Here is a 12,904-nt window from a genome sequence, read left to right as displayed (position 1 = left end):
CCGAGAACCCCCGAGGCCCCCACCCCCGGCTGACGGAGACGCGGGCAACCCCCTCTTCACCTGACAGCGGTCTGCGTTCTGTCCCGAAGACGGCCCGATGACGGCCCGATGACGGCCCGAAGACGGCCCGAAGACGGCGGTTCGGGGCCCGGTTGCGTCGGCGGAGCGCGAGAAGGATCACAGTGCGCGGCCCGCATGAAGCGCCGCGGGCGGGCATACGCCCCTGCATACAGCGCATTTAGCTGCACATTGCAGCTACTCGCGTACGCGACGTAACGGCACCAAGTGCTCCTATCGTCGCTTTCCGACCCGTCCGGCGCCGTACGGGCCGCGCCCTGTCCCCGTCGAAAGGTAGGCGAGCCCCGTTTTGGCGACCGTCACAGCCGTCACCCCGTCCGTCAAGTTCCCCGGCCCCCGTCCGGCCGCACCGGCACCCGCGCCCACGGTCACCGACCCCGCGCTGGTGAAACGCGCCGTGAAGGCGGCCGCGCTGGGCAACGCCATGGAGTGGTTCGACTTCGGCGTCTACAGCTACATCGCGGTGACGCTGGGCAAGGTCTTCTTCCCGTCCGGCAGCCCGACCGCCCAGCTGCTCTCCACGTTCGGCGCCTTCGCCGCGGCCTTCCTGGTCCGGCCGCTCGGCGGCATGGTCTTCGGACCGCTCGGCGACCGCGTGGGCCGCCAGAAGGTCCTCGCCGTGACCATGATCATGATGGCGGCGGGCACCTTCGCGATCGGCCTGATCCCCTCCTACGCGGCGATCGGCGTCGGCGCCCCCGTCCTGCTCCTCGCCGCCCGCCTGGTGCAGGGCTTCTCCACCGGCGGCGAGTACGCGGGCGCGTCCACCTTCATCGCCGAGTACGCGCCGGACAAGAAGCGCGGCTTCTTCGGCAGCTGGCTGGAGTTCGGCACGCTGGCCGGCTACATCGGCGGCGCCGGCCTGGTGACCCTCATGACGGCACTGCTCTCCTCCGACGACCTGACGTCCTGGGGCTGGCGCGTCCCGTTCCTGATCGCGGGCCCGATGGGCATCGTCGGCCTCTACCTGCGGATGCGCCTGGAGGAGACCCCGGCGTTCGCGGCGGAGGTGGCGAAGGCCGAGCAGTCCCGCCCGAAGGTCCCGCTGCGCGAGATGATCACCGGGCAGTGGAAGGCCCTGCTCCTGTGCATGGCCCTGGTCCTGGTCTTCAACGTCACGGACTACATGCTGCTGTCGTACATGCCGAGCTACCTGACGAGCGAGCTGAAGTACGACGAGACGCACGGCCTGCTGGTCGTCCTCGGTGTGATGGCGCTGATGATGATCGTCCAGCCGTTCGCGGGAGCGCTCACCGACCGCGTGGGGCGCCGTCCGGTCATCGCCGCGGGCTGCGCGGGCTTCCTCGCCCTCTCCGTCCCGGCGCTGCTGCTGATCCGCCAGGGCAGCCTGCTCGCGGTCGGCCTCGGCATGGGCGCCCTGGGCCTGCTCCTGGTCTGCTTCACCGCGGCGATGCCGGCGGCCCTCCCGGCCCTCTTCCCGACCCGGGTCCGCTACGGCTCCCTGTCGATCGGCTTCAACGTCTCGGTCTCCCTCTTCGGCGGCACGACCCCGCTGGTGGTGACGGCCCTGATCGGGGCGACCGGCAACATGATGATGCCCGCCTACTACATGATGGCGGCGGCGGTGATCGGCGGCTTCGCGGCCTGGCGCATGTCGGAGACGGCCGGAAAGCCGCTGCCGGGCTCGGCACCGTCGATCGAGCAGTCCCCCTGAGACGCGCCCCGCGGGGGCGCTGGGGGCGCCCCCGGCCGGAGGCAGGGGAGGAACCGCGCGGCCAGGCCCCGCGGCCAGGCCCCGCGAGCCGGCAGCCGGGAGACCGCGTTCATCAGCCCGTTCGAACCGACCGGCCGCCCCGTCCGTACTGTCGGTCGACAGACGGTAGCTGTACGGAACGGCCCCGGAACCACGCCCTCCGCTATACCGTCTGAAGTCCTGTTCGACGGCAGCGGAGGGCATCGGTTCATGAGCGGCCAGCGGCGACCCCGCCGACGCACACGTCTACTCGCGGTCCTGCTCGTCCTCGCCGCCCTCCAGCTCGGCTCCCTCGCCGCCCCCGCGTACGCCTGCGCCTGCGGCGCCCTGGTGCCCGACGCGACCCGGCAGGTCACCGTCGGCCGGGAGGAGTCGGTGCTGCGCTGGGACGGCGCCCGCGAGCAGATCGTGATGCGTCTGACGGTGGACGGCGACGCCGACCGCGCCGCCTGGATCATGCCCGTCCCGCACCGCGCCACGGTCGCCCTCGCCGACCCGGCCCTCTTCGACCAGCTGCACACGCTCACCGCCCCGGTGCACCGCACCCGCCACCACTTCTGGCCCACGGACGGCGACTGGCCGCTGACCACCGGCGGCGCCACCTCGCCCGTCCCGCCCGGCGTCGGCGCCCAGCCCCCCGGCGTCGGCGTGGTCGAGCGCCAGCGGCTCGGCCCCTTCGACGTGGCCCAGCTGACCGCCACCGACCCCGGCGCCCTGGACGGCTGGCTGCGGGGCAACGGCTTCGCGCTCCCGCCCCGGCTGAGCGGCGCCCTCGCCCCGTACGTCGCCGAGCGCTGGGAGTACGTCGCGGTCAGGCTCGCCCCCGAGACCGCGAACACCACCCTGCACGGCGCCCTGGACCCCCTGCACCTCGCGTTCGCCAGCGACCGGCCGGTCTACCCGATGCGGCTGTCCAGGCTCGCCGCCACCCCGCAGTCGCTCGGTCTGTACGTCCTCGCCGCGCACCGGATGGAGCCGCGCACCGCGATCGGCGGTGAACGCCCCCGGGTCGTCTACGCCGGCCGGCTCAGCCGTCCGGCCGGAGCCCTGCGCGAGCTCGCCGCCGGCACCCCGTACCTGACGGCGATCGGCCAGGAGTTCCCGTACCCGTCCCGGATCTCCGGCGACCACGTGCTGCGGCGGGCGGCCTCCGACACACCGTTCCAGCAGGTCGTCTACACGGACCGGCTGAGCACGGTGGCGGGCGTCCCGGCCTGGCTGGCGACGGTGGGCGGCGCGCTGCTGCTGGTCGTCACGGTGATGTCGCTGGCCGCGGTACGGCGATCCCGCCGTCCGGCACCGCCACCACCGCCCACCGGGCCGCCACCGCCCACTCAGCCACCGCCACCGGCACAGCCCCCCGGGCAGCCGCCGCGCCCCCCGCGGCCCCCTGCGCCGATCGGCTGAGTTCCGGCCGCCGGGGCGGTGGATCACCGTCGCGGCGACCCTCTCAGTAGTGCTATCCAGGTGGCTGTCAGGGGACAGCCTCCTGGACAGGCGAAAGGCAGCGGACGCATGAGCGGCTCTCAGCTCTGGGACGACGTCGACTTCTACTTCACCAGCCATCTGTCACCGGACGACGACGCGCTCCAGGCGGCCCTGCGCGAGAGCGAGGCGAGCGAGCTGCCGCACGTCAACGTCACCGCCAACCAGGGCAAGCTCCTCCAGCTCCTCGCGCAGATCCAGGACGCCCACAGCATCCTGGAGATCGGCACCCTCGGCGGGTACAGCACCATCTGGCTGGCGCGGGCGCTGCCCGCCGACGGCCGGATGGTCTCGCTGGAGTACAACGCCCGGCATGCCGAGGTGGCGGTCCGCAACATCGCCCGCGCCGGTCTGGACCGGCTCGTCGAGGTGCGGGTCGGGCCCGCCCTGGAGTCGCTGCCCAAGCTCGCCGACGAGAACCCGGCCCCCTTCGACCTGGTCTTCATCGACGCCGACAAGGCCAACAACCCGCACTACGTGGAGTGGGCGCTGCGGCTCACCCGGGCCGGCAGCCTGATCGTCGTCGACAACGTGGTGCGCGGCGGCCGGGTCGTGGACGCCGGGAGCGCCGAACCGGACGTGGTCGGCACCCGTGCCGCGATCGAGCTGATCGCCGCGCACCCGAGGCTGAGCGGCACGGCGATCCAGACGGTCGGCAGCAAGGGGTACGACGGCTTCGCCCTGGCCCGGGTCCTGGCCTGACCGGCCGGCCCTCGCCCCCGTCAACCCTCGTGGTAGAAGCCCACGTTGACACTGCGCGGGGCGGTGCGGTCCCGGACGACGATCTCGCCGGAGCCGCCCCGCGGCAGCGCGACCGTGCCGCCGTAGGTGATGGCCTGGGCGTACTCCCCGACCTTCAGCAGCACCTCGGAGGAGGGTTCCGCCTGGGAGCCGCGCAGCCAGGTGACCTGCCAGCCGCCCTCGGTCCCGCACAGGAACTCCAGGTGCACCCGGGAGACGAACAGCCAGTCGTCGGGCGTGGCGAGCCGGCAGACGGAGGCGTCGCGGCCCACCCGCAGCACGGCGCCCGGGTCGCTGGGTGCGTCGGCCATGAGCATTCCGGCCGTTTCGCCCGTCTCCCCGGATACGGAGGCCATGGTGAGTTCGAGCACGTGCGTTCCCCCTGCGCGGTTCCTGGGTCTTCCCTGAGATCCCTGCTGGATCTCGGCCGCATGATAAAACGCCCGGCGGATCCGCGTCCGGCACAATGGTGTCATGACCGAGCGAAAGCCACCCGGGGTACCGTTCGAGTCCTGGGTCGACAAGCAGATCCGAGATGCCCAGCGGCGCGGGGAGTTCGACGAACTGCCGGGCGCGGGGCAGCCGTTGCCGGCGGTCCTGGACACGCCCTATGACGAACTGTGGTGGGTCAAGCGGAAGATGGCCCGCGAGGGGCTGGCGATGCTGCCGCCGACGCTCGCGCTGCGCAAGGAGGCGGAGGACGCGCTCGCGGCGGCCCTGGCGGCACCTTCGGAGCGGATCGTCCGGAAGATCATCACGGAGGTCAACGTCAGGATCCGCGACATGATGTTCAAGCCGCCGCCCGGGCCCCCGCTGGGCAAGAAGCCGTACGACGTCGAGGAGGTCGTACGCGAGTGGCGGGAGCGCCGGGCGGCGGCGGGCACGGCGGAACCGGACCCGCAGGCGTGACTCGGTGGTGACTCAGATGTGCAGCAGCCGGTCGGCGAGTTCGCGGTAGTCGCGCAGGGCCAGCCGGAGCTGTTCGGTGTCGGCCGTGCCCGGCCGGTCCCCGCCGTCCGCCTGCCAGCTGCCTCGCAGGGCTTGGCGACGGCGCTCGACGGCGTCGGTCAGGCGGGCGCTGAGTTCCTCGACGGCCCGGTCGGCCTCCTCCACGGCCGCGCGCGGCTCGTCGACGAAACCGGCGACGGCGTGCCGCAGCCGCCGCTCCAGCTGACCGCGCTCCTCGTTCGGCATCAGCCGCTCGCCGTCGGCCTCGGCGTCCGTCTGCCGGCCAACGGCCGTCTCGCGTCCGAGGGTTCCGTCGGTCCTCCCCTCGGTCCCGGCGTGCGTCCCACGCCCGGCGCCCGCCCCGAGCCCCGCGTCCACCGAACGCGCGGTTCCCGTCGCCCGCCCGGTGCCCGTCCGCCCGGTGTCGGTCCCACGCCCGGCGCCCGTCCGTCCGGCGTCCGTCCGCCCGATGTCGGTCCCACGCCCGGCTTCCGTCCCACGCCCGGTGTCCGTCTCGTGGCCCGGGCCGTCGCCGGCCACCAGTACGGCCGGGCCGGACTCCCCGGCGCCGGACCCGGCGCCCGTGCGGCCGTCGTCGTGGCGGCCGTCGTCGTGGCGGCCGGTGGGTTCCGGTGCCGCCTCCTCCTGGCCGGGGGTGACACCGCTGACGGAGGCGTCGCCCCAGTCGGTGGTCTGCTCCTCGCGGCCCGGCAGCGGCTCGCCGCCGGGATACACGTCGCCGCCCGCCGGACGGCGGCCCGGTCCTGTCTTCGCGTCGGTCATGTCGGTCAGCTCTCCTTCGGACGGCTCGGGTCGGCGGACCAGGGCATATGGCCGCCGGTGTCGGCCCCGACACCGGCGCGGTGGCGGCCGTGCTCACCGGTGGACGAGGTGACCAGGTCCTCGAAGAGGGAGCGGGCCTCGATCATGGCCCTGCGCATCTCCTCGGTACCGGCCTGGTTCTGCGGAGCGCCGCCCACGGGCGCCACGGCGGCCCGGTGGACACGGCGGTAACCGTCGACGTGGTCGGCGTGGTGCACGGAGAGCGCGGCGACCTGGTCCTCGTACTCGGCGCCGGCCGGGAAGCCACGGGCGGCGGCCACTTCGGCGAGCAGCCGGTCGATCTCGGTCACGGACTCGCGGGGCGAGTCGACGAAGTGTTCCTGTGCGGTCGTCCAGCGAGCCGCGTACCGCTCGCGTTCCGCCGGTTCCAGGGGTCGCTCGTGCAGGTCGCCGTGGCGCTCCACGCGCTCGGCGAGCTCACGTTCGGCCGCGTTGGTGTCACCGCCGTGCTGGGCCACGGTCCGCTCGTACTCGGGTCCGAAGCGCCGCTTCAGGTTTCCCGGGCCCTTGTTCCGCGAGCGCATGGCCAGTACGGCCGCGACTACGACCACGGCGGCCACGATCACGATCGCGATGATCAAGCCTGTGGACATGGTTGCCTTCCGGTGTCTCGGCCCGACGGGCCGGCTCTCTCTTCGGGTGACCCGGACCGCGCTCCGCAAACAGCGGGCGGTACTTGCCGGCCGCCAGGCCGCCCCGAGGTCACCGATATCCGGTTGCGCGGGTGGCCCGGTGCGGCCTGGGATACGGGTCATGACCTCCTGGACGATCACCCCGGAACCGCCTGACTCCCCCGCCGCGACGGCCCTTTGGCGGGCGTACTACACCGCGGTCAGCGACCGCTGGTACCTGCTGCACGAGAACCGGCGCACCGACCCGGCCGAGCTGGAGCGCGAGATCGCGGCCCGCACGGGGTCCGAACTCGCCCCGCCCACCGGCCGGTTGCTGATCGCCCGGTACGAGGGCGAGCCGGCCGGCAGCGCCGGTGTCCGGCTGCTCGGACCGGGCACCGCCGAACTCACCCGGGTGTTCGTGGCCGAGGGCCGACGCGGCCTGGGCGGTGCCGCGCTCCTCGTCGCGGCGGCCGAGGACGCGGCCCGTGCCCTGGGCGCGGCACGGATGGTGCTGGACACCCGTTCCGACCTGGTGGAGGCCCGCGCCCTGTACGCGCGGCTCGGCTACACCGAGACCGAGCGGCACAACGACGACGTCTACGCCGAGCACTGGTTCCGCAAGGAGCTCGTCAACCGGCCTGCCGGGCCGCCGGGTTCCGGGGCTGCTCACGTTCGGTCCCGCACAGCTCGTCGGTGAGCTCCCGCACCAGGCGGTCCAGGTCGGTGGGGCGGTCCGGGCCCCACCAGTCGCCGAGGAGTTCGGCCAGGGACTCCTCCCGGGCCCTGGCGAGCCGTTCCGCGGTCTCCCGGCCCTGCTCGGTCGCGGTCAGGTCGAGACCGAGCCGGTCCACCAGGCGCCGTTCCTCCAGCTGCCGGGCGCCCTCCAGCACCACGGTCAGCGGGACGGCCCCGCGCTCGGCGAGCTGCCCCGGTTCCACCGAGCCGTACCTGCGGATCCGCAGCAGCAGCCAGCCGGCCGCGGGCACCAGGTCCACTCCGGCCCGCTCGTTGATCTTCCGGTAGACCTCCCGGCGCCCCTCGCGCGTCCCGAGCAGCGACAGGGCCCGGCAGCACTCGTCGTACGACGACCGCTGCACCGGGTTGGGCGGAAGGGTCTCCGAGGCGTCCGGCGCGGTGACCGAGCCGCGCAGCCGGTCCTCCTTGAGGAACCAGGCCAGCACGAAGCCGAGGGCGGCCACCGGGGCCGCGTACAGGAAGACGTCGGTGATCGAGGACGCGTACGCGTGCAGCGCCGCCGGGCGCAGCGCGGGCGGCAGCACGGCGATGCCGCGCGGGTCGGCCTTGAGGGCGCCCGGGGTGACGCCCGGCGGGAGGCGCACGCCCCGGAAGGCGTCCGCCAGCTTGTCGGCGAGGCGGCTCGCGAAGACGGAACCGAAGATGGCGACCCCGAAGGAGGCGCCGATCGAACGGAAGAAGGTCGCGCCGGAGGTGGCGACGCCCAGGTCCTCGTACGAGACGGAGTTCTGCACGATCAGTACCAGGACCTGCATGACCAGGCCGAGGCCCAGGCCGAAGACGAAGAAGTAGACGCTCATCTCGGCGGTCGGGCTGTGTTCGTCGAGCCGGTGGAGCAGCAGCAGCCCGATCGTGGTCACCGCGGTGCCGGCCACCGGGAACACCTTCCAGCGGCCGGTTCGGCTGACGACCTGGCCGGAGAGCGTGGACGACAGCAGCAGGCCGACCACCATCGGCAGCATGTGCACGCCCGACAGGGTCGGCGAGATGCCGTGCACGACCTGGAGGAAGGTCGGCAGGTAGGTCATCGCCCCGAACATCGCGAAGCCGACGATGAAGCTGATCAGAGCGGCGAGCGTGAAGGTCCGGATGCCGAAGAGCTTCAGCGGGAGGACGGGTTCGGCGGCCCGCCGCTCGACGGCGACGAAGGCGACGGCGAGGACCACCCCGAGCACCGCGAGTCCGACGACCCGCGCCGAACCCCAGGCCCAGGTCGTCCCGCCCAGCGAGGCGACCAGCACCAGGCAGGTGGCGACGGCGGCGATCAGCAGGGTGCCGAGGTAGTCGATGACGTGGTGGGCGGTGCGGCGCGGGATGTGCAGCGCGGCGGCGATCACCGCGAGCGCGACGACGCCGACCGGCAGGTTGACGTAGAACACCCAGCGCCAGCTGAGCTGCTCGGTGAGCACCCCGCCGAGCAGCGGCCCGAGCACGCTGGTGGCGCCGAAGACGGCACCGAACAGGCCCTGGTAGCGGCCGCGTTCGCGCGGTGGCACGAGGTCGCCCACGATCGCCATCGACAGCACCATGAGCCCGCCGCCGCCGAGCCCCTGCAACGCGCGGAAGCCGATCAGCTCGCCCATGTCCTGGGCCATCCCGCACAGCGCCGACCCGATCAGGAAGATCACGATCGCGAGCTGGAAGAGCCGCTTGCGCCCGTACTGGTCGCCGAGCTTGCCCCACAGCGGGGTGGCGGCGGTGGAGGCCAGCAGATAGGCGGTGACCACCCAGGACAGGTGCTCCAGACCGCCCAGGTCGCTGACGATGGTCGGCAACGCGGTGGACACGATGGTCTGGTCCAGCGCGGCCAGCAGCAGCCCGAGCAGCAGCGCGCCGATCGGGACGAGCACACCGCCGGGGACCTGTTCCGCTTCCTTCGCCGTCGCGTGCGTGGCGTCCACGGCCATGGAGACCTCCCGGGTTGCGTCAACCATTCTCCATCGTGGCCGGTCTCACCCGTTATGGCCCGTCGAATCCTCTTCGCGACCCCTTGAGCCCGGGGGTTCCCGCGAACGTACGTGTGGGTGCTCCGCATAATCTGTGGAGTTTGTAAGGGGGGTTTGCAAGGGGAGGGACGGACGCCGTGACGGATACGACCGAGGGTCGCCAGTGCCCGGAGTGCGGGGCACCGAGGCGGCCGGACGGCTCGCCTTCCTGCGACTGCAACCAGCGGGCGTCCGACGCCCTGCGCGACGCGCGTACGGCGGAGCAGGCCGCGGCGGAGGACTTCGACCCGCTGCGGATACGGCCTTACATCGGGCTCGACGGCCACGACGGCCAGGACGGCCACGACGCGGCGGGTGCCGGAGGGGCCGCCGGAGGGGCGGAGACCGTGCCGGTGGCGGTGCCGGTGCCGCCGGGGGAGCCGACGGTGCCGATGCGGACGGTGCCGGACGCCGACGCGGGGGCAGCGCCGTACGACGACGTATCCGACGCGCCCGGCCCGCCGGCTCCGGAGGAACGGCCCCGCCGGCGTTCACGGCGGGCGCTGCTGCTGTCCGTGGCCGGGGCGGTGGTGGCGGTCCTCGCCGTGGCGGGATTCGTGAGCGGGCTCTTCGCCCATCTGACGCCCACGCGGGACGGGGCGGGGCCCGAGAGCGTCCGGGAGAGTGTGCCGGACGTGACGCCGGGGTCGCCCTCGGCCGCCGCGCCGACGTCGCCGACGGCGTCCGCGACGTCGGCGTCACCGTCCGTGTCGGCGAGCCCCAGTGCCTCGGCGGAGCCGTCCGCCACGCCGTCGGGCGCGAGCCCGTCCCCCACCCCGTCCCGCTCGGCCACGCCGACCCGGTCGGCGCCGGTGACGGGGACGTCGGCGTCCGCGCAGCCGTCGACGCCGCCGGTGCTGCGCCCCGGCGACAGCGGGGCCGAGGTCACGGAGCTCCAGCTGCGGCTGAAGCAGGTGGGGCTGTACTCGGGGGACGCCTCCGGCGAGTACGACAGCAGGACCGAGAGCGGGGTCCGTACGTACCAGGTGACGCGCGGCGTCCTGACGGACGAGTCGGGGGTGTACGGGGCGGCCACGCGGGCGAAGCTGGAGTCGGAGACGACGAAGCCGTAGAGAGGCGGCGGGCCGTCGGTCGCGGGCACGTGCGGGTGAGTGGGGCCGGCCGCGCGGTTCCTCCCCCAGCCTTCGGCCGGAGGTACCCCCAGCGCCCCTTGCGGGTCGCTCCACTCACGCCCGCCGGCGAAACCCACGCCGGCCGGCCCCTAGCCGACGTGCACCCGGAGTGAGCCGTCGTCCAGCGTCTCGATCCGCACCTCCGTCAGGTCCCGCACCACCGCGTCCGGTCCGTGCAGGCCCGCCCGCGGGCCGACGCCGATCACGCGCATCCCCGCCGCCCGCCCCGCCGCGATCCCCGCGCCGGAGTCCTCGAACACCACGCAGTCCGCCGGGTCGACCCCCAGCTCGGCCGCGCCCTTCAGGAAACCCTCCGGGTCCGGCTTGCTCGCGCCCACCGACTCCGCGGTCACCCGCACCCGCGGCAGCGGCAGGCCCGCGGCGGCCATCCGGGCCGTCGACAGCGGCACGTCCGCCGAGGTGACCAGGGCGTGCGGCAGCCCGGCCAGCGAGGCGAGGAAGGCCGCCGCGCCCGGGACCTCCACCACGCCGTCCATGTCGGCGGTCTCCTCCGCCAGCATCCGCGCGTTGTCGGCGAGGTTCCGCTGCACCGGCCGGTCCGGCAGCAGCAGCGCCATGGAAGCGTGCCCCTGCCGGCCGTGGACGACCTTCATGACCTCGTCGCCGTCCAGCCCGTGCCGCTCGGACCAGCGCCGCCAGATGCGTTCCACGACGGCGTCGGAGTTGACGAGGGTGCCGTCCATGTCGAGCAGGAGGGCGCGGGCGGTGAGGACGGTGGCCGTCATCGGGCAGCTCCTAAACAGGCCGGGAGGACCGGGCCGGAGAGACGGGCCGGGAAACGGCCGGAACAGACAAGGCGGCCCCGCCCGCCGGTCAGGGAAAACGGGCGGGAGCCACTTTGTTTCTCTACGGTACAAAACAGAGCGGCTCTCCCGCCACCACCTTCGCCGACCGTTCACCGACTCTTCAGCTCGCGGGACCGCCGCCCGGTCAGCCGGCGAACGCCTCCCACAGGCTCCACACGCCCAGCGCCAGCATCAGCACGGCGGCGATCTGCGTGATCAGCCGCAGCGGCACCTTCTTCATCAGCGCCTTGCCGCCGACGATGCCCAGCCCGGCCACGGCCCACAGACCGAGCACCGCGCCGAGGCCCACGGACAGCGGGTCGTCGTAGCGCGCCGCGAGGTTCGCCGTCATGATCTGCGTGAGGTCGCCGAACTCGGCGACCAGGATGAGCATGAACCCGGTACCGGCGACCTTCCAGAAGGACTGGTCGGCGGGCTTGCGGATCTCCTCGTCCTCCTCGCCCTTCTTCAGCAGCAGCACGGCCGCGCCGCCGAGGAAGAGCAGACCGGTGATCGCGTGCACGATCTGCTGCGGCAGCAGGGTCAGCACGCTGCCGGCCGCGACGGCCAGCACGACGTGCAGCAGGAAGGCCGCGGCGACCCCGGCGAAGACGTACGACGCCCGGTAGCGCGTGCCCAGGACGAGACCGGCGAGCGCGGTCTTGTCGGGCAGTTCGGCGAGGAAGATGACGCCGAAGACGAGCGCCGTCACGGTGATGCTGATCAAGGGTCCTCAATCGGTCGGGGGCCACCCCACCGAGAGCACCGCGCTTCGCAGACGAACACCTCGGCAGGGCAGCACACGGTCGCCCGCGCCGTACGGCACGGGGGTGCACTGCTTGCCGAAGGTCTCGCTGGCCGACCCCTTGACCGAGGTCCGCCTCCGGGCGCCGGCTCAGACGGGCTGAGCAGTATGTCGACGGTCCGGCGAAGAGCTACTCCCCTTCAACTCCGTCCACAGTACGTGAACCCGCCACCGATCCCAAGGCCGGGAATCGCGCCTGTGAGTCACGTCGCACGTCTTGTCGTGTCATGAACACGTCACTAACTTCTTACCCAACGCTCACCCACCGGCAACGCGGCAGCGCGAGCATTCCCTCGCCCGCGCTCCAACACCCCACCCCCACCAGGGAGTTCGCATGGCTCGCACTTCGAAGTTCTACGCGCGTCGACGAGTCAGCATACTCGCGGCCCTCACCGGACTCATAGCCTCTGCCGCCCTCTTCAACTCGCCCAGCGCCTCCGCCGCCCTCCCCACCCCGGTCAGCGCCGCCACCGCCCGCACCTACCTCGCCTCGCTCACCGTGGCCACCGAGAACCGCACCGGCTACGACCGCGACCTCTTCCCGACCTGGGACACCATCAGCGGCACCTGCAACACCCGGGAGTGGATCCTCAAGCGCGACGGCACGAACGTCGTCACCAACTCCGCCTGCACCGCCACCAGCGGCTCCTGGTACTCCCCCTACGACGGCGCCACCTGGACCGCCGCCTCCGACGTCGACATCGACCACCTCGTCCCGCTCGCCGAGGCCTGGGACTCCGGCGCGAGCAAGTGGACCACCGCCCAGCGCGAGGCCCTCGCCAACGACGTCACCCGCCCGCAGCTCCTCGCCGTCACGGACAACGTCAACCAGTCCAAGGGCGACAAGGACCCGGCCGAGTGGATGCCCTCGCTCACGTCCTACCGCTGCACCTACGTCCGCGCCTGGGTCCAGGTGAAGTACTACTACAACCTCTCCGTCGACTCCGCCGAGAAGAGCGCCCTCACCAGCTACCTCTCCGCCTGCTGAGTCCGGAA

13 protein-coding genes are annotated in these 12,904 nt (G+C 73.0%); 7 read left to right on the top strand and 6 right to left on the bottom strand.

Translation table 11 applies throughout. The annotated features are described in order from the left end of the window. The first annotated feature begins 367 nt into the window (after positions 1-367). The 3 genes from AAW13_RS24075 to AAW13_RS24065 all read left to right on the top strand — a co-directional run bounded on the left by AAW13_RS24075 (position 368) and on the right by AAW13_RS24065 (position 3,979). On the top strand, positions 368-1,753 hold the full coding sequence (locus tag AAW13_RS24075; RefSeq protein WP_046728353.1) for an MFS transporter: 1,386 nt from the start codon (positions 368-370) through the stop codon (positions 1,751-1,753). A gap of 249 nt (positions 1,754-2,002) precedes the next feature. Next, entirely contained in the window at positions 2,003-3,199 is a 1,197-nt protein-coding gene (locus AAW13_RS24070; protein ID WP_046728354.1) for a DUF2330 domain-containing protein, read from the top strand. A 108-nt stretch (positions 3,200-3,307) separates the two neighbouring features. Further along, positions 3,308-3,979: an O-methyltransferase gene (locus tag AAW13_RS24065; protein ID WP_046728355.1), complete on the top strand. Its 672-nt coding sequence runs from the start codon at positions 3,308-3,310 to the stop codon at positions 3,977-3,979. 20 nt (positions 3,980-3,999) lie between these two features. Here AAW13_RS24065 and AAW13_RS24060 read toward each other — a convergent pair whose 3' ends face one another. Continuing rightward, the gene (locus tag AAW13_RS24060) at positions 4,000-4,389 is read right to left on the bottom strand and encodes an FHA domain-containing protein (RefSeq protein WP_046728356.1); all 390 of its coding nucleotides are present in this window, start codon (positions 4,387-4,389) and stop codon (positions 4,000-4,002) included. 103 nt (positions 4,390-4,492) lie between these two features. On the opposite strand from AAW13_RS24060, the gene AAW13_RS24055 reads away from it, so the two are divergent. Next, positions 4,493-4,927 carry a DnaJ family domain-containing protein gene (locus AAW13_RS24055; RefSeq protein WP_046728357.1) on the top strand — a complete coding sequence of 145 codons (435 nt, stop codon included), beginning with the start codon at positions 4,493-4,495 and terminating at the stop codon, positions 4,925-4,927. Between the two features lie 12 nt (positions 4,928-4,939). Here the strand turns inward: AAW13_RS24055 and AAW13_RS47465 are convergent, their stop codons facing one another. Beyond that, positions 4,940-5,749: a hypothetical protein gene (locus tag AAW13_RS47465; RefSeq protein ID WP_052768499.1), complete on the bottom strand. Its 810-nt coding sequence runs from the start codon at positions 5,747-5,749 to the stop codon at positions 4,940-4,942. 5 nt (positions 5,750-5,754) lie between these two features. Then, complete coding sequence (locus tag AAW13_RS24045) at positions 5,755-6,402, bottom strand: hypothetical protein (RefSeq protein ID WP_046728358.1); 648 nt, start codon at positions 6,400-6,402, stop codon at positions 5,755-5,757. Between the two features lie 160 nt (positions 6,403-6,562). On the opposite strand from AAW13_RS24045, the gene AAW13_RS24040 reads away from it, so the two are divergent. Beyond that, a complete protein-coding gene (locus AAW13_RS24040; RefSeq protein ID WP_046728359.1) occupies positions 6,563-7,120 on the top strand; it encodes a GNAT family N-acetyltransferase in 558 nt (185 codons plus the stop codon). On the opposite strand, the gene AAW13_RS24035 is transcribed toward AAW13_RS24040, so the two are convergent. Then, on the bottom strand, positions 7,053-9,086 hold the full coding sequence (locus AAW13_RS24035; protein ID WP_046728360.1) for an MDR family MFS transporter: 2,034 nt from the start codon (positions 9,084-9,086) through the stop codon (positions 7,053-7,055). The two genes, AAW13_RS24040 and AAW13_RS24035, sit on opposite strands and share 68 nt — an antisense overlap. A gap of 470 nt (positions 9,087-9,556) precedes the next feature. Between AAW13_RS24035 and AAW13_RS24030 the strand changes: the two genes are divergently transcribed. Next, a complete protein-coding gene (locus AAW13_RS24030; RefSeq protein WP_338059063.1) occupies positions 9,557-10,237 on the top strand; it encodes a peptidoglycan-binding protein in 681 nt (226 codons plus the stop codon). A gap of 149 nt (positions 10,238-10,386) precedes the next feature. Here AAW13_RS24030 and AAW13_RS24025 read toward each other — a convergent pair whose 3' ends face one another. Both AAW13_RS24025 and AAW13_RS24020 read right to left on the bottom strand, forming a co-directional pair. Next, a complete protein-coding gene (locus AAW13_RS24025) occupies positions 10,387-11,043 on the bottom strand; it encodes an HAD-IA family hydrolase (protein WP_046728363.1) in 657 nt (218 codons plus the stop codon). A gap of 205 nt (positions 11,044-11,248) precedes the next feature. After that, on the bottom strand, positions 11,249-11,830 hold the full coding sequence (locus AAW13_RS24020; protein ID WP_046728364.1) for a TMEM165/GDT1 family protein: 582 nt from the start codon (positions 11,828-11,830) through the stop codon (positions 11,249-11,251). A gap of 412 nt (positions 11,831-12,242) precedes the next feature. On the opposite strand from AAW13_RS24020, the gene AAW13_RS24015 reads away from it, so the two are divergent. Beyond that, positions 12,243-12,896 (top strand): HNH endonuclease family protein, encoded by a 654-nt coding sequence (locus AAW13_RS24015; RefSeq protein WP_046728365.1) that lies wholly within the window; start codon positions 12,243-12,245, stop codon positions 12,894-12,896. Positions 12,897-12,904: the final 8 nt, after the last annotated feature.

The organism is Streptomyces humi (assembly GCF_001005085.2).
Classification (GTDB): Bacteria; Actinomycetota; Actinomycetes; order Streptomycetales; family Streptomycetaceae; genus Streptomyces; species Streptomyces humi.
The sequence above is the reverse complement of the archived record's forward strand: the minus strand, read 5'-3'. Positions and strand labels throughout refer to the sequence as shown.

Excerpts from the sequence above, each read along its gene's own strand:
- AAW13_RS24070 (WP_046728354.1), top strand. The coding sequence starts at position 2,003 with ATGAGCGGCCAGCGGCGACCCCGCCGACGCACACGTCTACTCGCGGTC.
- AAW13_RS24065 (WP_046728355.1), top strand. The coding sequence starts at position 3,308 with ATGAGCGGCTCTCAGCTCTGGGACGACGTCGACTTCTACTTCACCAGC.
- AAW13_RS24055 (WP_046728357.1), top strand. The coding sequence starts at position 4,493 with ATGACCGAGCGAAAGCCACCCGGGGTACCGTTCGAGTCCTGGGTCGAC.
- AAW13_RS47465 (WP_052768499.1), bottom strand. The coding sequence starts at position 5,749 with ATGACCGACGCGAAGACAGGACCGGGCCGCCGTCCGGCGGGCGGCGAC.
- AAW13_RS24045 (WP_046728358.1), bottom strand. The coding sequence starts at position 6,402 with ATGTCCACAGGCTTGATCATCGCGATCGTGATCGTGGCCGCCGTGGTC.
- AAW13_RS24040 (WP_046728359.1), top strand. The coding sequence starts at position 6,563 with ATGACCTCCTGGACGATCACCCCGGAACCGCCTGACTCCCCCGCCGCG.
- AAW13_RS24035 (WP_046728360.1), bottom strand. The coding sequence starts at position 9,086 with ATGGCCGTGGACGCCACGCACGCGACGGCGAAGGAAGCGGAACAGGTC.
- AAW13_RS24030 (WP_338059063.1), top strand. The coding sequence starts at position 9,557 with ATGCGGACGGTGCCGGACGCCGACGCGGGGGCAGCGCCGTACGACGAC.
- AAW13_RS24025 (WP_046728363.1), bottom strand. The coding sequence starts at position 11,043 with ATGACGGCCACCGTCCTCACCGCCCGCGCCCTCCTGCTCGACATGGAC.
- AAW13_RS24015 (WP_046728365.1), top strand. The coding sequence starts at position 12,243 with ATGGCTCGCACTTCGAAGTTCTACGCGCGTCGACGAGTCAGCATACTC.